This window comes from Caproicibacterium amylolyticum (assembly GCF_014467055.1).
Lineage (GTDB): Bacteria > Bacillota > Clostridia > Oscillospirales > Acutalibacteraceae > Caproicibacterium > Caproicibacterium amylolyticum.
In genome coordinates this window covers 440306-460179 of record NZ_CP060696.1, presented here as the reverse complement: position 1 = coordinate 460179, position 19874 = coordinate 440306, and the positions used below count along the sequence as shown (strand labels likewise).

The following is a 19874-nucleotide window of genomic DNA, read 5'->3' as shown; positions in this document are numbered from 1 at the left end:
TCAACCTTTTACTGCGCCAATCATAACGCCCTGATTAAAATACTTCTGCACAAACGGATATACACACATAATGGGTACTGTAGAAACAATAATCGCCGAATAGCGCAGAAGGTTCGCCATGCGCAGTGCAACCTGCGCAGCTTCACCGGTACCCAGTGCCGACTGCATCTGATTGGTTACCAGTATATTGCGCAGCACCAGCTGCAGCGGATAAAGAGAAGTGTCTTTCAAATAAATCAGCGCATTGAAATAAGAATTCCAAATTCCAACCGCTATCCACAGTCCAAGCACCGCGAGGATTGCCTTGGAAAGCGGCAGCACAATCTGCGCAAAGTACCGCAGATTGCCGCAGCCGTCTATCTGCGCGGCATCCCAAAGGTCTGCCGGAATGCTGCTCTGGAAAAAGGTGCGTGCCACAATAATGTTGTAAACAGATACGGAAAACGGCAGCACCATGACCCAGAACGTATTGTAAAGATGGAACTGCTGCACTGTCAGGTAAGTGGGCACTAAACCGCCGTTAAAAAACATCGTGAACAAAAACAGAAAAGTCAGCACTTTTTTTCCATAGAGGTCTTTTCTGGAAAGCGCGTAAGCCGCCGGAATGTTCACCGCCAAACCGATAACGGTGCCTACCACCGTATACAAAACGGTATTTCCATAGCCGGTCCAGATGTCCTGCTGCTTCAGCAGTTCTTTGTAGCCATCCAGTGTAAAGCCCTTCGGGTACAGCCAAACATTGCCGTTAGCAACCTGCGAAGGGTCGCTGAAAGAGGCAATTACAATAAAATACAGCGGATAAAGAATAATCAGCATTACGATTGCAGCTAATCCATATACCACAATATCAAAGATTATATCCCCACGCGTTTTTTTCACTTTTATGGCTTTGGTACCTTTCTCGTTTTTCAGAATATCTTCTGGCATTTCTCTCACCTCACCACAGACTGTTGTCACTCAGTTTTTTGGAAATCTGATTGACCGCAACAAGAAGTATTAAATTGATAATTGTATTGAACAAATTGATAGCCGCCGAATAACTGTACTGGCTGCTGATAATACCGATTTTGTACACATAGGTCGAAATAATCTCACTCGCGCCCAAATTCAGGTTGTTCTGCATCAGGTAAACCTTTTCAAAGCCAAGGCTCATGATGCTACCAACACGCATAATCAGCAGGATTACCGCCGTTGGCAGCAGCATTGGAAAGTCTATGTAGCACATTTTCTGCCAGCGGTTGGCGCCATCCACAGTTGCCGCTTCATAGAGCGACGGATCCACTGCCGAAAGTGCCGCAACATAAATAATGCTGTCCCAACCGGTATGCTGCCAAACGTCAGACCAAACATAAAGGCTGCTGAATGCAGACTCCGTACCCATTAGGTTTGGCACCTGCTGTACCCCAACGCCCCGGCAAATGTTGCTGAAAAGGCCGGTAGACGGAGAAAGCCAAATCAGGATCAAGCCAACCATAACCACAGTGGAAATGAAATGCGGCAGGTAAGAAACGGTTTGAAACAACTTTCTAAAACGCTTTGCCCGCATCTGATTGATAACCAATGCCAGAATAATCGGAAGCGGAAAGGATGCCGCCATTCCGTAAAGACTGAGAATCAGTGTGTTTTTAATCGTCGGCCAAAACTGATAGGAATTGAAAAATTTCACAAAGTATTTGTACCAGGGGTCTGCCCAGGCGCTTCCCACAATTCCCAAACTGTTGTGGTAATCCTTGAACGCAATCAGCACGCCGTACATTGGCTTGTAGGAAAAACAAATCAAGAGAATGAACGCAGGCAGCAGTAATAAATATAGCCCCCAATTTTTCCGGATCTGCCCGCCTGCATACTGAGCTGCTTGCGCCCAGCTTCTTTTTCGGTTCATATGCACACCCCCTGCCTATAACAATGTGCTTTTCTGTCCAATACTTTAAACAATGTGATTCCTCCATTCCCCAAATGTTTTCGTTAACACAAATTTCCTCATTAAAGTTTTTACATCAATCACGATTTATTTGAATTTGCTCCTACATTTTGTAAATTATCGCCAGATTGTAATTGATTTTCAAAGGAATAGTTGCTATTGTTGTTTGTGTTAACGTTATCACATTTTCTAGAATAATCTTTTTGATCATGAAAGTCAAATAAATACTGCACAATTTTCTCGAAATATCATTGTAATTATTCACAATTTAATTTTATATCTTGCATCAAAATCCTATTTGTATTACACTGTTCTTAGTATTACTGTTAATTAACACTTGATTTTAACACAGCATCTAACACAAATATAGGAGTTTATTTATGGTTACACTGAAGGACATTGCCGCGGAAGCCGGCGTCAGCGTTATGACAGTTTCGCGCGTTGTAAACGGACAGCTTTCAAAAGTATCCGATGCCAATATTCAAAAAATACAAAAAATTATAGAGAAGCGGGGATATGTTCCCAGCCAGTCGGCCAGAAGCTTATCCTCGCGTTCTTCGAAAATTATTGCGATTGTCGCACAGGGTGACGGTGATATTTTAGAGTACCCTTACAATGCATCCATGATTGGGCAAATCGGCTCGTTGATACAAAAACATGGGTATTCGCCGATGCTCTACTTTGCTTCCGAATATCAGGGCATTACCAAAAAGCTTCACGCGTGGAACGTGGACGGTGCCATCTTCCTCGGAACATTTGATGAAAATTTGGAAAAGATACAGTCAGACAACAAAATCCCGCTGATTTTCACAGACTGCTACAGCCCCATCCGGCAAATTACAAATGTCGGACTGGATGATTTCAAGGGGGGCGTAATGGCCGCACGTTATCTTCTGAAAAAGGGGCACACAAATTTGGCCTTTGTCGGAAGCTCAACCGACATCAGCGGAGTTGTTCGCCAAAGGTTAAAAGGCTTCGCAAGCGTCTGCACGGAAGCCGGATATCGTCTGTCAGCAGAGCAGGTGCTGCCGGACGCACCCACGCTGCCAGCGTTGAAAACACTATGTTCAGGCAGCCACCCTGTGACTGCGTTCTTTGCCTCAGCCGACAGACTGGCCATTACCTTAATGCGGCAGCTGCATGAGCTTGGTTTTCGGGTTCCGCAGGATTGTTCAATTATTGGATTCGATGATTTACCAACATCTTCTTACATTACGCCATCATTAACCACCATCCGGCAGGATATTCACCTGAAAGCCGAAACCGCAGTTGATTTACTTTTTCGTCATATTGCAAACGCAAAAGCACCTGCTGAAAACATTATTCTGGACGTTCAGCTAATTGAGCGCGAATCAGTTTCTTCTCTGCCGCCAGACCGTTGACGCGCAGACACAAAAGGTAATGGTATCGTCCAGCATGAGGTGCTTTTCTGCTCTGCCATAAGTTATTTCATTAAGAATTTGCCTAGCACCATGTTTTCATTATCCTGTTCCATATGCAGATTTTTTACAAAAGTCCAAAATGCCGTGCGCTGTTCCTCAGATTCCGCTCCGTTTGCTCGGTATACACACTGCACACTCCAGCATCAACTCATCTCTTGTTTTCTGCAAGTCGGTAATGATTTGAAATTTTGCAAGATAAGTCACCATCCAATGTTTCACCAAAAGAGGGACGTATGCAGCGCAAAGAATTAGCACACAACTTATTTCTCCATCAATTTGAGACCTCGTAAATGTCTTGGCTGGGAATCTCGTATACAAGTTTTTCTACAAGAACTGGCGCACTTGACTTGACAATTTAAACTTTTTAAAAAAAGTATTTACAAATGGCATTAGTAGTGTTATTATAAGCTTGCAAGTGATAATAGTTATCATTATTTAGTAACTTTTGCACTGAATTTCAAAAGCAAAGCTCTGAAAATGCAGTGAGAAATAGCGTGTCCCCAGTGTTGGGAAATGTTCTTTTGTAAGAATGATTAGCTGCATAACTTTCATTTGTCTGTTTGTAACAAAAATATATAATAAAAAGGAGTCTTGGAAATGTCAATTTTTAATTTCTATCGTTGTGAAAAGTGTGGGAATATTGTCGCTTTGATTGAAGCCGGAGGCGGCACACTTACCTGCTGTGGGCAGGCAATGACAAAACTTAACGCAAATTCAACTGACGCCGCCCAAGAAAAGCATGTTCCGGTTGTAACCAGAGAAGATGGCAAAATCAAAGTGGCGGTCGGTTCCACACTGCATCCTATGTTGCCGGAGCACCGAATTGAGTGGATTGCGCTTGTTGCTGACGACAAGGTTGAGTTTAAATTCTTAAAACCGGGTGAAGAACCGAAAGCAGAATTTGCACAAGCAGAATCAGGTACGGTATATGCATACTGCAACCTGCATGGTCTGTGGAAAACAGATTTCTGAAGTAAACTTGAATGACTGATGATAGAGCAGCATATTTCCCTTAAAATGATTCATTTACTGCGAACAAAGGAGATAGCATACAATGCTTGACAAAAAACTGGTATCATTGTTAAATAATCAAATCAATATGGAATGGTATTCCGCTTATTTTTATCTTGATATTTACAGCTATTATACAGATAAAAATTTAGATGGTTTTGGAAACTGGTTTAATGTTCAAACACAGGAAGAACGCGATCATGCTATGTTGTTCATAAAATATCTGCTTAACAACAGCGAAAAGGTTACTCTACAGGATGTGCAGGCTCAGCACTTTGTTTTTAAAGATTTTCGGGAACCTGTAAATGCTGCTTTTGAACACGAAAAGAAAGTGACTGCATCCATTAATAACATTTATGCAGTTGCTTATGAGCAAAAGGATTTTCGCACTATGCAGTTTCTCGACTGGTTTGTAAAAGAGCAGGGTGAGGAAGAAAAGAACACCGAGGCTGTTCTAAAAAGATATGACCTGTTTGGAAAGGACGCAAAGGGGCTGTATTTGTTGGATGCAGAACTTGCAACCAGAGTTTACACTCCAGCAACCTTGGTAATTTGAAACTCCAAATTTGCCTTTCACTACCCAAACTCTGTCGCTGAAACAGTTTCTTAGATACTCAATCATGATGAAAGCAAACATCCTCAGATTTGAACAAGTCTGCTGAATCATCCCATTCCTACCAAATGTTTTGTTATTTCATAAATACTAAAAGAGCGTGCAGGTGAACCACCTGCACGCTCTTTTTCTGTCTACAACCACAAGTTATATTTCATTTGCAGGGAGCAAAAATACTTCCTCACACTTTGGATTTTTCATCCGCTTTTTCGTCCTTCAGTGTTTCTAAACCACGGCGAATGAGCTCCACCGTTGCCTCCGAACGGGTTTGAAAGCGATGCTCAAACCGAAAATTTTCAATTTGTTGAAACATATCGTTATCCACAGACACTGTGTAACGTGACTTCTCAGTAGCCATATTATCACCTCGTTATGATTATACATCACTGCACCAGTGATGTAAAGAATATCGGATGTGCAAAAAGCTGTTGACAGTGAACCAGTGAACCAATATAATAGAATTATAGATTCACTGAACCACCAGTGACAAGGAGGTAACCATGTCAACAGAACTGAAACATTTTACAATCTCGGTCACACCCGATTTAGAAATTCAGTTGAATACCGCAAAAAAGGAAAAATATTGTAAAAACACACATAATGAAATGATTCGTGACCTGATTTCTCGCGGACTTATTGCGCGGAAAAAAGGAACGAGCACTAAGTGAATCTTTATTATGAAACAAAAAGGTCGCGATAAACATGAATCAGTCCCTTTGCAGTCACTTGCGCCACCTGCGTTTGGAACACAGCCTTACCCAGCAGCAGCTTGCCGACAGTTTGAATTTGGATCGCTCAACAGTTGCATACATGGAGAGTGGCAGAATTACACCCAACCTGCACACATTAGCCAAGCTGAAACGAATTTACCATCTGTCATCATGGGATGAACTATTATCAGGAGTCGAATGATAACAGAAAAAATCGCAAAAAAGCACGCGGATGATTTTGAAGTGAACCCCAAAAGTTAGACAAAATTTGAATTAAGCAACCTGAACGGTCTGAATTCTGTACTCCACAGGACTCAGGCCGTTTAGTTTTGCCTTGATGCGGCGATTGTTGTAATAATCGAGATACTCAATCAAAGCGGCCTTGAATTGCTCCATGGAATCAAATTTCTGCAAGTAGAGAAGTTCCGTTTTGAGAATGCCAAAGAAGTTTTCAGCAACAGCATTATCAAGGCAAGTTGCCTTGCGGGACATACTTTGTGAAATACCTTTGCCTTGTAGTATTCGTTGGTAGGGCTTAATTTGGTAGAGCCAGCCTTGGTCAGAGTGAAGGATCAAATTTTCTGCTTTATCCGGCAGTTTCTGAAATGCTTTCGAAAGCATTTCGGAAATCATAGCAAAGTCGGGATGCTCACTAATCGAGTAGCTGACGATTTCGCGGTTATACAAATCCAAAATGGGCGACAGATAAAGCTTCTTCCCGTCAATCTTGAACTCGGTCACATCAGTGATCCATTTGCAGTTCGGCGCCGGTGCCGTAAACTGGCGCTCCAACAGATTGGGGGCAATGTTGCCAACCTCACCTTTGTAAGAGTTGTAACGCTTCATACGGACACGACAGAACAACCCCATTTGACGCATGAGTTTTAGCGTTGTCTTGTGGTTTATTGCAATTCCTGCCTTGCCTAAGGCTAAGGTAATTCTGCGGTAACCGTAACGGCCATGGTTCTCCGTATAAATGCGTTGTATTTCTTCTTTCACCCGGTTGTACCGAGATGGCTGCTTCGACTGGTGCAAATAGTAGTAGAAGGTGCTGCGAGGAATACCTGCAAATTGCAGCAGCTTACCTATTGGATATGTCTGCCTTAATTCCTGAATTATTTGTGCTTTTTGTTTTGCTGTTCCTCTTTCAAGACCAAGGCATTCAATTTTTTTAGATATTCATTCTCCATTCGCAACTGCTGTATTTCTGCGATTAAGTCCTTGCGCGTTTCATCCGGCATTTTAGTTTCTCTTGCCACTTTCGGATTTCCTCGGCGTTCAATGTAGAGTCCTTGTTTTCCTTCTGTTAGATAGTGGCGTTCCCATCTCGCTACAATTGTATGATCTGGAACCCTAAACCTCCGAGCCGCTTCACTCAAACTTAAATGCTCTCGCTCCATGGTTTCGATTACTTCTAATTTGAAGTCACCACTGTAAAAATGCTTGCGTTGTCCTTTCGGCATATAAAAACACCCCATTCCTTAAACAAGTATATCACTTGTCTAACAAATGGGGTTCAGTTCATTTTCACCCGCGTGCTTTTTGTCATTCCTCAAATCAGGCCATTAAAAGGGTTTGCTCATAATTTTTCGTCCGCTATAATGCCGTCAGAAAACGGTTTTTGCATTATTGACTTTGGACTGCTCATTTCGACCTGAACCCCGAAAACCAAGCCATCAGATTTCCGTTTTCAAACTTCTTTAGGTGTCCAGACTGAAACTGCTGATTCGGTTTTCCAGCGCGGCTCCTTTCGTTTTGGACGCAGTACTCAACTTTTTCTTTCAAATTAAGAGCAAGACCGTGAAATAAAACTTTTATTGAACGTTTGCGCAGAAAGCACAGTAGTTTTTTCCGCCCAGTGTTACATAAACTCCGGTTCGGCCTCGCTTTAAACAGCGGTAGCCAAAGAAATAGTTTTTAGAACTGTCTTTTTTTTTCGTCACTTTACCGGCAACATATGTGGAGAGCAGGCTGCCATTTCCCACAGTAAAAGAAGGCACTTGACCACCATAAGGCACCGTCACACGGAAAGTGTATCTCTGCCCCACACGGCGGGTCACATCTTGGGTTGTGTCACTTGTAAACGGCGGTGCAATCAGCCGCACGGCAAACAACTTCTGACCATTCATGTACACGCCCGTGACTTGACCAATCTTACCGCAACCATACAGGCCGTAGCTTCCGCCCTCGCCGTCCCATTTTTTATACAGTCGGGTCGCAGCCACAGTTCCGTTTCCCGTACACAGATTTGCTGCTCCCTTGATTTTTACATTTGCCAAAACGCCAAATTTTCTGGTCGCGCCCAAAGGCAAATCAACAACGGATTCAGAAGTGATTTGTCCGTAACTGTCTTCCAGCCAATCCGGAAAAAAGCGCACATTTTTTTCGACCATCTGTGATCCCACTATATCCGTAAGCAGCTTTTTATAATCCGCATCAGTCATGCTTTTTTTCATAGCATCGGGCAGTATCGTATCAAGTTCTTCCGGCGTAATGTCAATTTTATTACCGTTTACAGACAGTTTTTGCAGCGTCTTTTTCAATGCTGCAAGCGAAGCAATATCTGTTAGTTTATTATTTGAAAGATCAAGTTCTTTCAATGATATCATACCCGCAAGCGGTGCAGCATCGTCTATGCTGTTGCAATCAAGTGATAGCTTTTCCAGCACAGGCAGTTTTGCAAGCTCTTCTGCACTTGTAATACCAGTTGAGGACGCATACAATTCGCGCAGTTTCGTAAGCTTTGCCAGCGGGGAAAAATCAAGCAAATAATCGCCGCCGATATCCAGCTTTGTCAGATTAGTCAGTGCTGTCAGCGGTTCAATACTTTGCAGTACATTATTGTTCAGTGCCAAAGATGTTAGTTCAGTCAAATTTTTAAGCGGAGCCAAATCGTTAAATTTGTTGCTGGAAAGCGCAAGCGTTTTCAAATTCGCAAGACTTTTTAGCGGTGTCAGGTCTTTGACTTGATTGCAGCTAATATTAAGAGACTGCAGCTTCGTTAAACTTTGCAGCGGAGTCAAATCGCCGATATGGCAGTTGTCAAGTTTCAGTGTTTCCAGTCCTTTTAATTCTTTCAATACAGAAATATCTGTAATTGGCTCGTAAGAAATCGTCAGGCTGCGCAGACTGGTCAAACCGGAAAGTGGAGATAAATTTTTCAGTTTATTCTTTGTGGTTATCAATGTTGGGTAACCATCAATTTCTAATGTCTGCAGCTGCTGCAAAGCAGATATATCGCCTAAATCCTCCAGAACATTTCCGGTTGAATCCACTATTGTTTGGTCTTTGAAGGATAGTAAATTAGGACAGAATGAAATTCCTTTGAGTGATTTTACCTGTGGGCCATCACAAAATTCAAGTGAAGTAACTTTTTTCGCATCGCCTACTGTCAAGTCCTTGTTTTCGCTTACCTTAGCAGTTGATTTGACTGCGGTATAAAGCGCCCAGTCCGGAATGCCGGAGCTGCTGTTCGGTATAACCGTACTGTCAGATGTTTCCGTTTTCACAGCAGTCATTTGTGCAGCGGGAAACATTGATTTTGGCTGTGCTGCAAAAGCAGGCGTGGGTAAGCTCAACAAAAATGTTCCGGTTAAAAGAACTGATAAAAATTTTTTCACTGAAAATACCTCTTTCTCCAAATCTCAATGTTATACAGAACGGCTACTTTTCTGTACCTGTCGAAGTGTTTGGCTGACCATTTGCCAGCCATATTGTGTTGTAAATGCAGATTTATAAATAAAGCTGCTTTGCATTTTCACAGCTGATTTTTATTCAGCTGATCCAACTGAAATCCTGTATGCAACGGCATTCCAAGCTGGCGGAGCGTTTTCACTGCCAACATAGCTATAACGAATATTATCTGGCAGCATCACCTCCCAAGCAGCGGGGTCGTTTTCTATGCTGGAGTGACGTAGTTTAGAGCCCGGCACCTTTTGAACTTGCTGATATGTCAAATTTATTTTCAGCCCACCTTGCGCGGTCACTGTGCCGTTATTTCCGTAATTATAATAGTAAGCTGCCTGTGGCTTGCTGTTGGACATGTCACTGCCTGTATCTGCAAAAGCAAACCGCAGGCTGCTGCCAAGATAATAAAAGCTGTAATTTATCATATTTCTAGAAGTGTAATTGTATTTTACTTCAGGCCCATAAGCTTTTTTTAGCTGAGAAAATGTCAGCTTTAGGTAATCAGACAGCTGCGCTGGCTCGCTGGCTTCCTTTGAAAAAGCTTTGGTATCAGTACTGCTGGTGGCAGAAGCCGCGGAAACCGGCACGCTGCTGGATTGCCTCTTCACTGCGGCAGCCTTTGGTTTGCACAAAGCAATATGCACAGCCGACGCAGAGGAAGCCACTGGCTTGCTGGAAAGTACCGGTTTGCTGGAAGCAGCCGGTTTCGTCACACCTGGCTGAAACGTCCAAGAAGAAACGGCACTTTCCACCAGCGGTTTTTCCGGAACCGAACGCACTGCCGCGCTTGTGCCCGCACTGGCCGGAACCAAGGTGCAGCCTGCCAGAATCGCCGCACATAAACCACATGCCACACACGCTGTTCCACGGCGCTTCACATCTGTTTCCATGGCATTGTGTACGCGACTTTTTAGGCCATTGTGATTGCTTGCAAACGCTGTAGTAAGTGCAGCCTTTCTGCAGGTACAGTCTTTTGCAACTTCCAAAACAGTTTGGGTGTACTGACAGCGGAGCTCCAAATTCGTCCCCTTTAATACCGCCGCATCACAGCGCAGCTCCTGAAGTTCACTCAAGGACTGCTGCATCAAATAAACAGCCGGATTAAACCAATGGATTGCAGAAACAGTCAGCACCAGAAAGCGTTCCCACAAGTCGTGATTCTTGTGATGCGTTAGTTCGTGAAGAAAAAAGAAGCGGTATTGTTCATTTTGATATTTCTTTTTTGGCAGTAAAATAGCAGGCTGAAGCAAACCTATTTTCATGGGTGACTGTACCGCCGAACAGATGTAAAGCCTAACCGCACTGTGTACCTCCACCTGTTTGCGGCACTCCTCCAGCAGCGTCAGCAACTCTGCATTTTCACAGGGACAGCTCCAATGCCGTACCAGCTTTACAAAACTGTGCTGACGCAAAACTGCATACAGCACAGACGCTGCCACGCCAACAAGCCAAACTACCATCAGCCCTGTCTCCGGTGAAAATGGCTGCGTCTGTGCACGTTCCGACGCTTGCTGTACAGTAACCACATGCGGTTTCTTTATTGGAAAAGCAGTCACTGACACCGGCCGCTGTGGTACAGACACTGCTGTACCCGGCTGTGCCGGAAGTAGCGGCAATGCCGGACGCACCGGAACCAGCAGGCTAAAGGCCAGAAAAATCCAGACTACGCACAGCGCCCGCACCGAGTACTTCTTTTGCAGCCACGGCAGTAGCATCCGGTATATCAGCATTACCACTGCAACCGTAAAAGAAGAAATCAAGAATGTCTTCATGCGTCATTCTCCTCTTTTTTTCTGTGCACCCACTGCAGCAAATCATCCAATTCGCTGTCTGAAATACTTTTGCCGTTGTACAGTGTATTCACCAAACTGGCCACAGAACTTCCATGATATTGCTTTAAAAAACTTTGCGTTTCAAACTGTAAATAGTTCTGCTGCTCTATCAGCGGTGAAAAGCGGCGTTCCTTGCCTTCTTTCTGCGTACTAAGATAGCCTTTTTCCACCAGACGCTTCAGAAAAGAAATGACCGTTGGCAGTTTCCAGCCGTATTCCGACACCAAGTTCTGCACTTGCCCGGCGGTAACCGGCGGCGTCTGCGCCCACACTGCCTGCATCACCGCAAATTCTGAATCCGGCAGCTTTTTCATCTCGTTCAATTTATTCACCTTCCTTTTTAGGCAGTTGCCTATATTTAATATTATACAACTGCCTAAAATAGTTGTCAAGTACTTTCACGACTTTGCATGAAAGCAGCGATAAATGATAAGATACGACAAAAGGAACTCGACATGATTTTTGCCGATAAAAATTCTTTTGTGACTCAATTACAGAGAGATGCTTCATTATTGGATATACTAAGCTCATAAGAAACGAACTACAAAAAGAAAAGGAGAATAAATATGTCTGTTTTAACAATTACCAATTCCAACTACAACACCGAGGTTACAAACTCCGACAAACCTGTCCTGCTGGACTTCTGGGCCAGCTGGTGCGGACCCTGCAAGATGCTTTCGCCCGTTGTGGACGAAATTGCAGAAGAAACCGCTGATATTAAGGTCGGTAAAGTAAATGTAGATGAACAGCCGGAGCTTGCCCGTCAGTTCGGCGTAATGAGCATTCCCACGCTGGTTCTTATCAAGGACGGCAAAATAGAGCAGCAGTCTGTTGGCGTAAAGCCTAAGACCGAAATTCTCAGTATGATTGGGAAGTAATAAATTGGCGTGGTAAGCAGCGGAAGAGAAAAGTCTTTCGCTGCTTACTGTCATTTCACAACATACATTCAACAAGGAGGAAACAATGAAAAAGGTTGTTATTATCGGTGGTGTAGCGGGTGGTGCCAGCTGCGCTGCAAGACTTCGCAGATTGGATGAGGAAGCCAACATCATACTGTTGGAACGCGGCAAGTACATTTCGTATGCCAACTGTGGATTGCCCTATCATGTGGGTGATGTCATCAAATCCCGAGACGCTCTGATTTTGCAGACCCCGGAAGCCATGCAGAAAAAGTTTAAAGTGGATGTTCGGGTACAAAACGAGGTTGTTTCCATCGATCGGGATAAGAAAGTGATTATTGTAAAGCGCTTGGAAACAGGCGAAATCTATGAGGAAGCTTATGATACCTTGGTGATTGCCACCGGCTCCTCTCCGGTTCGTCCTCCGATTCCAGGAATCGAGTCTTCCCGTATTCAGACCCTGTGGACGGTACCGGACACTGATCGCATTCATGCACTCATTCAGAAACAGAATATCAAGAAAACTGCCGTCATTGGCGGTGGTTTTATCGGCCTTGAAATGGCAGAAAACCTGCGTCATGCCGGCATTGAAGTGTCACTAATTGAAGCGATGGACCAAGTCATGGCACCGCTTGACTATGAAATGGCGCAGATACTCCACGAAAACATTCTGCAAAACGGTGTAAAGCTTTTCCTTGGAGACGGTGTTGCCTCCTTTCGGGAGGAAAACGACCGAGTAACAGTAACACTGAAAAGCGGAAAAGCAGTAGAAACCGACCTGATTATTCTTGCTATCGGTGTTCGCCCCAACAGCGAGCTTGCCAAAGCCGCGGGCCTTTCTTTGAACGTGCGCGGCGGCATTGTGGTGGATGACACTCTGAAAACCTCTGATCCGTCCATTTATGCAGTAGGCGATGTGATTGAAGTGGAAGACTTCGTTTCCAAGGAACGTACTATGGTTCCGCTGGCAGGCCCGGCTAACAAGCAGGGACGCATTGCGGCTAATAACATTGCGGGCGCTCAGGAGCGATATGAAGGCACACAAGGCACCAGCGTGGCAAAGGTATTTGATTTGACCGCAGCTTCCACTGGTTCCAATGAAAAGACTCTGCAAAAGCGCGGCCTTACAAAAGGCAAGGACTACGAAAGTATTATCATCACGCAGAATTCCCACGCCGGCTACTATCCGGGTGCTGTTCCTATGACGTTGAAGCTGCTTTTTTCTATGGACGGCAGGAAGATTTTCGGCGCGCAGATTGTCGGGCGTGACGGTGTGGATAAACGCATTGACACACTGGCAGTCGCCCTGCGGATGGGAGCTGGGATTGATGACCTGAAAAAGCTGGAGCTTGCTTATGCGCCGCCGTACTCTTCCGCAAAAGACCCGGTAAACATGGCAGGTTTTGTGGCCGAAAATGTGCTGAACGGTCTGGTGGTGTTTTCTGATTGGGATGTCGAACATAAGCATCCGGATGCGGTTTTGCTGGATGTAAGAGAAGATGCCGAACTCATGGCATTTACCATTCCTAACGCTGTTCATATCCCGCTTGGCCAGCTGCGCAGCCGCCTGACGGAGCTGGACCGCAGTAAAGAGATTATTACCTTCTGCGCCATCGGTGTGCGTTCCTATAACGCCGCGCGCATCCTGATGCAGAATGGCTTTACGAATGTAAAGCTGTACCCTGCAGGAACCCGGTTTTATCAGTCTGTTCATCCACAAACGGAGACCTCTGTATTTACCGCCCCAGTAACGATTTCTGACAACGACCATACGGATAACGCAGATCATCCTACTGCAGCCATGCGAATCGACTGCAGCGGAATGCAGTGTCCCGGCCCAATCATGAAGGTATTTGAAACCATGAAGAATATGAAGGATGGCGAGGTAATAGAGGTTTCCGCCTCTGACCCCGGCTTTGCCCGCGATATTGGCGCATGGTGCCGCAGAACCGGAAATACACTGGTGTCAAACGAACGCCGCGGAAACGACTATGTAGCCTGCGTAAAAAAGAGCACCAAGCCTGCCACCGCGGTGAAGGATACTGTGGTAATGGATTCTTCGGGAGGAAAAACAATCATCGTTTTTTCCGGGGATCTGGATAAGGTGCTGGCCAGCTTTATCATTGCCAACGGTGCTGCCGCAATGGGGCGTCCGGTCACCATGTTCTTTACCTTCTGGGGTCTGACTGCTTTGCGCAAAGAAAAAAAGCAGCCGGTCAAAAAGAGCCTGATGGAATCCATGTTCGGCGCCATGCTTCCCCGTGGCAGCAAAAAGCTGAAGCTGTCCAAGATGAATATGGGCGGCATGGGCACAGCCATGATGAAAAAAATCATGAATGACAAGAGTGTGGACTCGCTGGAAGCGCTCATTCAAAAGGCCATGCAGGCGGGCGTCAAAATTGTAGCCTGCACTATGAGCATGGACGTAATGGGCATCAAAAAAGAAGAACTCATTGACGGTGTGGAACTTGGCGGCGTTGGTACCTATCTGGGGGATGCCGAGGAATCCAATGTGAATCTTTTCATCTAATAAATTGATTAAAAAAAGCTAAGGACAGGGATTTTTCCTGTCCTTAGCTTTTTGTTTTAGCTGTATTTTTTTCTTCCATTTGGCAAACAAATTTCTGCTGCCACTTAAATCAAACTATGAAGTTTTTTCTTATCAATAATTCGTATGCCGCCTCTATAAAGTTCTACGATGCCTTCTTCGGAAAAGTATTTCAGCATTCGGGAAACCACCTCGCGGGCGCTGCCCATATATCGTGCAATCTGCTCATGGGTCATTTTAATTTCATTGCTGCCGCTCTTACTAATTTCATCCGAGAGAAATATGGCAAGGCGCTTGTCTGCTCCCATAAATAAAATCTGCTGCATTGCCCACATTACATCTGAAAAGCGTGCAGCGGTCAGCTGGTAGCCAAAACATTTCACGTAAATGTTCTGGTCTGCCAGCTGGCGAAAAGCGGCAGAATTGATAAGCAGAACATCCGTGTCCTCTTCCGCATCAATAAAGACATCGAATGTTATGGCATCCAGTACACAGGATGCAGACAAAATACAAACATCGCCGCCAAAGAGCCGATACAAAGTGATATCACGTCCATCCTCCGACAGCATATAAGTGCGCAGCTGGCCGCTTTTGATTAATAAGACACCAATGCAATCGGAATTCCCATTGTGGACATTTGTCCCCTTAAAATAGTGTACCGGAGCCGTGTTGTCACATAAAAACTGCTTTTCCGTATCCGTCAAATGTTTCCAAAACGAAAAATTCTGAACGAATAAATCGCTGCAATCATTCTCAATCATGTCATCGTCTCCTATATATCGGCATAATTCTACGATAACATAATTTTTTACATATAGCAAGGAAAGGATATGTTAACTTAAATACCAGCGCGTTCATTGGGCAACAACAGACAAATTCCTGTATTCGATACACTTACCTGATTTTCCGTGCAAGTTTTGAAATTTCCATTCCCGCTTTTGCTCCTTCATATACCGCTTTTGAGATTTGAAGCAGTCCGCCGGTGCAATCACCAGCTGCATACAGACCGGGAACGTTGGTTGCCATATTTTCATCGACAACAATTTTATTGCCGTCAATTTGCGCACCGATTTTTCTTGCAAGAGCAGTGCTTCCTGCTACGCCATAGGCAACGAAGATACCGTCTGTTGCTATTTCGGTGCCGTCCGCAAGCTGAACCTTCTCTACACGGTCATCGCCGGTAATCGCAGAAATTTTCGTGGTATTCACCATTACACCATCCGGCAGTTCGGCAGATGGTTTTTCGCCATTAGTTAAAAGTGTGATAGACGCGGCCACTGGCTGCAGTGCGGCAATCTCATGGATTGCATATTCCCCTGTTCCTAAAACACAAACATTTTTTCCTTTATAAAAAAAAGCATCACAAACAGCGCAGTAGCTGACACCTTTTCCTTCAAATGCTTCGATACCAGGGATACGCGGCGTTGCACGGGGGGAACCGGTTGCCAGAATTACAAAATCTGCCTGATAGCTTTGCGCTGCTGTTTCTACAATTAAATTCTCGTCAAAGCCAACTCCGACGACCTCACCTGTTTCAAAATGCACACCAACATTTTTGGCACCTTCAATTCCAGCCTGTGCCAGCGCTTGTCCAGAAACCGGGGATGAAAACCCGTAATAATTTTGGATTGCCTCTGCTTTGGCTAAAGCACCGCTGCCCATAGATAAAATGATCGTATTCAGTCCAGCACGTGCAGTATACAGCGCAGCTGACACACCTGCGGGACCCGAACCAATAATTATTACATCTGCCATTTCAGCACCTCCTAGTATGAAGCTTAGTATACCCGGTTTTTGATTATCCTTCTGTAACTAAAGCACAGAAAAGACGCAGCAAGAAGCAGCTATACCGCAAATTTGCGGTATTCAGCCGGTGTCATCCCAACCTCACGTTTAAAGATTTTTGTAAAATAACTTCCGTTGTCAAATCCAACATTTTCCGCAATCGTATTGATTTTTAGATCATTTTCACGCAGCATCTGGCTGGCTTTTTGAATACGCAGTTCCGTCAGGTAACGCACGAAGGTCTTGCCGACTTTTTCTTTAAATTTTACACAAAGGTAAACGTTGGAAACATAAAACTGCTGACTCAGTAAATTCAGGGAAAGCTCCTGTTTGCAGTAATTTTCCTTAATATAAACTAAAACGCGGTCAATCAAAGAAGAACCTCCGTCACTGCCAAAGGAATCAAAACAGCGGTCCACTTCCTGCAGCAGTTCTTTTTCCATCCGGTCCAGAAAGACACAGGAGGTAAGCCACTCGGCAGCGGAATCCCGGTTAGATTCCGCAGAAAATTTGTCCTCCTTTGGTATCAGCTTCAACAGGATACGAAAGCAAAATTCCGCGATGCCGTCAGGGGAAAGTCGTTTCTTTCCATGGCTCATCTCGTTCAACAAAGTTTGTATATAATGCTTCACTTTTTCACGGTCTTTGGTCAGCAATAAATCCGACAATGGCTGCAAATCCGGCAGCTGCACCGGCTCTGAAAGTGAAATTCCCATATCTGGTGTCAGCAGATGCCTATCCTGATTGTAAAAAATCTGCGGCAGCAGGCCGGATGTCTGTTTCAGGGAAAACTCATATTCCGCAAGCGGCACATCTGTCCCCTCACAGAAATATAATCGATACTGTGGCAAAGCTTTATTGAGGAGCACTTCAATTTCGCAGCAGGACAGGCCTTTTTCTCCAAACAGAGAAAGCTGTATGCAGGATTTATGGATAGCCGGAATACAAACGGAGTCTTCCCCCCGCAAAACAGCCTGCACTTCTGATAAGATTGAAAAGAGGCTGCTGTCTGGTACAGGATTGCCATCCGCTGTCAGCACACGAATGAGAACTGCCCGGCTGTACAAACTTGCCGGAAGCTGCGGGTAAAGTTCCCGCAGCACATGTTCCAATTTCTGAGCAGAAAATCCGGAATAGCGCAACATAGAACCAATTTCCATTTTCAGCAGTTCCTTTTTCTCCCGCAGTTCATCCTGTGCATTCACAGCACGGCGAATCTGCTCGGTCAGTTCATCCAACTTAATTGGTTTGTCCACAAAGTTGATTGCTTTCAGCTGAATCGCAGACTTCAGGTAATCCACCTCAGCATATCCGCTGATGATGAGAATGGAACACTGCGGATTCAGGCTGCGAATCTTTCTGGAAAGCTCAATGCCGTCCATACGCGGCATTTTGATATCCGTTAACAAAATGTCAGGACAAAAACCTTCTTCTGCGGCCTGAAAAGCAAGCGCTCCGTTTTTTTCTGCCTGTACCGTCCGAATACCCAGTGAATTCCAATCTATTGACTCCAGGATACCGTTTCGTGTTGCGCTTTCATCCTCTGCAAAAAGCAGCTTATACATGCTTCTCCTCCTTTTTCATTTGAAACGGCAGCTTCAGAATCGCCGCAGTTCCTCTTTGCGGAAAGCTGAGAAAAGACAAACCGAATTCTTCCCCATAAGCAAGCCGAATGCGCTCATTAATGTTTCGCAGGCCATAGCCGGAACCCGTGACCGGGCTGGACTGTGCACATTCAAAAATATGCTGTGCCTTCTCTTCCGGCATGCCGCAGCCGTCATCTGCCACGGCGATATACAGCACATCCCCTTCATGAAAGGTTTTAATCAGTACCGTGCCTTCGCCGGATTCGGTTTCCAGAATGCCGTGTGTAATTGCGTTTTCAACCAATGGCTGTAAAGTAAGTTTTGGCAGCAAACAAGCCCTGCTTTCTTCATCTGTCACGCACTGCAGTTTGATGCAGTTGTCAAACCGCATATTTTGAATATAAACGTAGGAAGTCACGTGTTCAATCTCAGACTGGAGTGTAACAACATCCGCGCCTTTGCTCAGCCCCCGGCGGTAATAGTCGGAAAGTGCGGTAATCAGGTTCTGCGCATCATTGTCGCCGTATTTGATTGCTTTCCACTTGATAAGGTCCAGTGTATTATAGAGGAAATGCGGATTGATCTGTGCCTGCAGTGATTTTACCTCTAATTCTTTGATACGTTTGCCGTAATTGTACTGTTTTTCAAGCAAATCTGAAATTTTGAACAGCATATAATTGAAGCATCGCGTGAGTGCGTGCACCTCGCGGTCAGAAGAAGGCGGAACAACCGGCACGTCAAAGTTGCCCTCACTGACAATCATCATGTTTTCTTTCAACTTTTCAAGCGGCTTCGTAATTGAGCGGGAAATCAGCAAGGAAAACAGCAAAACCAGCGGCAGTACCACGACTGCAATGAGCCCCATGGAAAAAATATTTTTCTGAATAGTGTCTCCCTGTTTGGCATAAAACGAAGAAGTGCAGACGAGCTTTAAATCCGTATTGTGAATCGGCTGCGAACCAACAAAATATTGGCGGTTTTCTATTTTCATTGGCTGTACCGAAATCGGCTGTTCTGAGTGACTGTACCGCATTTGTATCCAGCTGAGAATCCGGTCAAGATCCTTCTGCGGTACTGCTGTCTGGCTGCTCAAAAGGATTTCATTCTCAGAGTTCACCACATAATAAGACGTATATTTATCCGCTGTACCGGCAGAAAGCAATCCCTTAAAATTATCTTTTTTGACACAGCCAACGTAAAAAGTCTTGTAATTTGGATACTCGTATGGCAGATTCCGTGTAAAAAGAAGCATTTCATCATCACTCTCGCCGGAAAAAAGTGAAGAATATTTCGACCAAATGTACGCGGACTTTGAAGCAGAAACCTGTTTGTACCACTGCGTGTTTTTTACACTGTCAAAGGAAATAATTGATCCTGTTTCATACATTGAAACCGCATTTTGCGTAACAATTTTAACGTCACTGATATTGGAGCGAAACAGCAGCCCCGCGATTCGTTTTTTCAGCAGCACATAATCCTGATTCCAGTTCACAACCGAACGGTAACGTTCCATATTGTCCTGATTCAGCAAACTGACATTTGCTTCGTCTAATGACAGGGAATCTGCACTGCTGCGAAAGGCCTGCGTCTGCTCTTCCATCATGACTCCCGCCTGATTCAGCGCAGCCTGCGCAGACTGCAGGGTTTCGCTCTGCAGCTTACTGGTAGTCACCCGCAAAAAGATGCCGCAAAACAGAAAAAGCGCGCTCATTACTACCGCCAGGTTCAGCATAAAAATTTTCATGCGCAGACTTTTGTTTCCCTGCTCGTAATCCGTTTTCTGCCGTACCTTTTTCTGTTTTCCCAGTATGACTTTCATAGCACCGCTCTTTCTGTACAA

General features: G+C 44.8%; 19 protein-coding genes. 7 read left to right on the top strand and 12 right to left on the bottom strand.

The features are described 5' to 3' along the window. Both H6X83_RS02120 and H6X83_RS02115 read right to left on the bottom strand, forming a co-directional pair. The gene (locus H6X83_RS02120; protein ID WP_212507533.1) at positions 1–927 is read right to left on the bottom strand and encodes a carbohydrate ABC transporter permease; all 927 of its coding nucleotides are present in this window, start codon (positions 925–927) and stop codon (positions 1–3) included. A gap of 10 nt (positions 928–937) precedes the next feature. Continuing rightward, positions 938–1882, bottom strand: coding sequence for an ABC transporter permease (locus H6X83_RS02115; protein WP_212507532.1), 945 nt, complete (start codon positions 1880–1882; stop codon positions 938–940). A gap of 419 nt (positions 1883–2301) precedes the next feature. Between H6X83_RS02115 and H6X83_RS02110 the strand changes: the two genes are divergently transcribed. From H6X83_RS02110 to H6X83_RS02100, 3 genes are all read left to right on the top strand, one after another. Next, complete coding sequence (locus H6X83_RS02110; RefSeq protein WP_212507531.1) at positions 2302–3303, top strand: LacI family DNA-binding transcriptional regulator; 1002 nt, start codon at positions 2302–2304, stop codon at positions 3301–3303. A gap of 657 nt (positions 3304–3960) precedes the next feature. After that, on the top strand, positions 3961–4335 hold the full coding sequence (locus tag H6X83_RS02105; RefSeq protein ID WP_212507530.1) for a desulfoferrodoxin: 375 nt from the start codon (positions 3961–3963) through the stop codon (positions 4333–4335). An 82-nt stretch (positions 4336–4417) separates the two neighbouring features. Beyond that, positions 4418–4930 (top strand): ferritin, encoded by a 513-nt coding sequence (locus H6X83_RS02100; RefSeq protein ID WP_212507529.1) that lies wholly within the window; start codon positions 4418–4420, stop codon positions 4928–4930. Positions 4931–5168: 238 nt separating this feature from the next. Here H6X83_RS02100 and H6X83_RS02095 read toward each other — a convergent pair whose 3' ends face one another. Next, positions 5169–5345 carry a ribbon-helix-helix domain-containing protein gene (locus H6X83_RS02095; protein ID WP_212507528.1) on the bottom strand — a complete coding sequence of 59 codons (177 nt, stop codon included), beginning with the start codon at positions 5343–5345 and terminating at the stop codon, positions 5169–5171. A gap of 142 nt (positions 5346–5487) precedes the next feature. Here H6X83_RS02095 and H6X83_RS02090 point away from each other — a divergent pair, with 142 nt between their 5' ends. Then, positions 5488–5655, top strand: a complete 168-nt coding sequence (locus H6X83_RS02090) for a hypothetical protein (protein WP_212507527.1) — start codon at positions 5488–5490, stop codon at positions 5653–5655. A gap of 34 nt (positions 5656–5689) precedes the next feature. Beyond that, positions 5690–5899, top strand: a complete 210-nt coding sequence (locus tag H6X83_RS02085) for a helix-turn-helix transcriptional regulator (protein ID WP_212507526.1) — start codon at positions 5690–5692, stop codon at positions 5897–5899. Between the two features lie 71 nt (positions 5900–5970). Here the strand turns inward: H6X83_RS02085 and H6X83_RS02080 are convergent, their stop codons facing one another. The 5 genes from H6X83_RS02080 to H6X83_RS02060 all read right to left on the bottom strand — a co-directional run bounded on the left by H6X83_RS02080 (position 5971) and on the right by H6X83_RS02060 (position 11530). After that, positions 5971–6813, bottom strand: coding sequence for an IS3 family transposase (locus H6X83_RS02080; RefSeq protein ID WP_343063143.1), 843 nt, complete (start codon positions 6811–6813; stop codon positions 5971–5973). Next, positions 6813–7160: a helix-turn-helix domain-containing protein gene (locus H6X83_RS02075; protein ID WP_212506439.1), complete on the bottom strand. Its 348-nt coding sequence runs from the start codon at positions 7158–7160 to the stop codon at positions 6813–6815. Before H6X83_RS02075 ends, H6X83_RS02080 begins: the two co-directional genes overlap by 1 nt. Positions 7161–7511: 351 nt before the next feature. Continuing rightward, positions 7512–9317: a leucine-rich repeat domain-containing protein gene (locus tag H6X83_RS02070; RefSeq protein WP_212507525.1), complete on the bottom strand. Its 1806-nt coding sequence runs from the start codon at positions 9315–9317 to the stop codon at positions 7512–7514. Between the two features lie 150 nt (positions 9318–9467). Further along, a complete protein-coding gene (locus H6X83_RS02065; RefSeq protein ID WP_212507524.1) occupies positions 9468–11156 on the bottom strand; it encodes a M56 family metallopeptidase in 1689 nt (562 codons plus the stop codon). After that, the gene (locus H6X83_RS02060; RefSeq protein WP_246419587.1) at positions 11153–11530 is read right to left on the bottom strand and encodes a BlaI/MecI/CopY family transcriptional regulator; all 378 of its coding nucleotides are present in this window, start codon (positions 11528–11530) and stop codon (positions 11153–11155) included. The genes H6X83_RS02065 and H6X83_RS02060 overlap by 4 nt, the downstream gene beginning before the upstream one ends. 252 nt (positions 11531–11782) lie before the next feature. On the opposite strand from H6X83_RS02060, the gene trxA reads away from it, so the two are divergent. After that, on the top strand, positions 11783–12094 hold the full coding sequence (gene trxA / locus H6X83_RS02055) for a thioredoxin (protein ID WP_212507522.1): 312 nt from the start codon (positions 11783–11785) through the stop codon (positions 12092–12094). A gap of 85 nt (positions 12095–12179) precedes the next feature. After that, on the top strand, positions 12180–14645 hold the full coding sequence (locus tag H6X83_RS02050; protein ID WP_212507521.1) for an FAD-dependent oxidoreductase: 2466 nt from the start codon (positions 12180–12182) through the stop codon (positions 14643–14645). A gap of 104 nt (positions 14646–14749) precedes the next feature. Here H6X83_RS02050 and H6X83_RS02045 read toward each other — a convergent pair whose 3' ends face one another. From H6X83_RS02045 to H6X83_RS02030, 4 genes are all read right to left on the bottom strand, one after another. Continuing rightward, positions 14750–15424: a Crp/Fnr family transcriptional regulator gene (locus H6X83_RS02045; protein ID WP_212507520.1), complete on the bottom strand. Its 675-nt coding sequence runs from the start codon at positions 15422–15424 to the stop codon at positions 14750–14752. 133 nt (positions 15425–15557) lie between these two features. Then, entirely contained in the window at positions 15558–16418 is an 861-nt protein-coding gene (locus tag H6X83_RS02040; protein ID WP_212507519.1) for an NAD(P)/FAD-dependent oxidoreductase, read from the bottom strand. Between the two features lie 89 nt (positions 16419–16507). Beyond that, complete coding sequence (locus tag H6X83_RS02035; RefSeq protein WP_212507518.1) at positions 16508–18013, bottom strand: response regulator transcription factor; 1506 nt, start codon at positions 18011–18013, stop codon at positions 16508–16510. Then, positions 18006–19853, bottom strand: a complete 1848-nt coding sequence (locus tag H6X83_RS02030; protein WP_212507517.1) for a sensor histidine kinase — start codon at positions 19851–19853, stop codon at positions 18006–18008. The genes H6X83_RS02035 and H6X83_RS02030 overlap by 8 nt, the downstream gene beginning before the upstream one ends. Positions 19854–19874 lie beyond the last annotated feature (21 nt).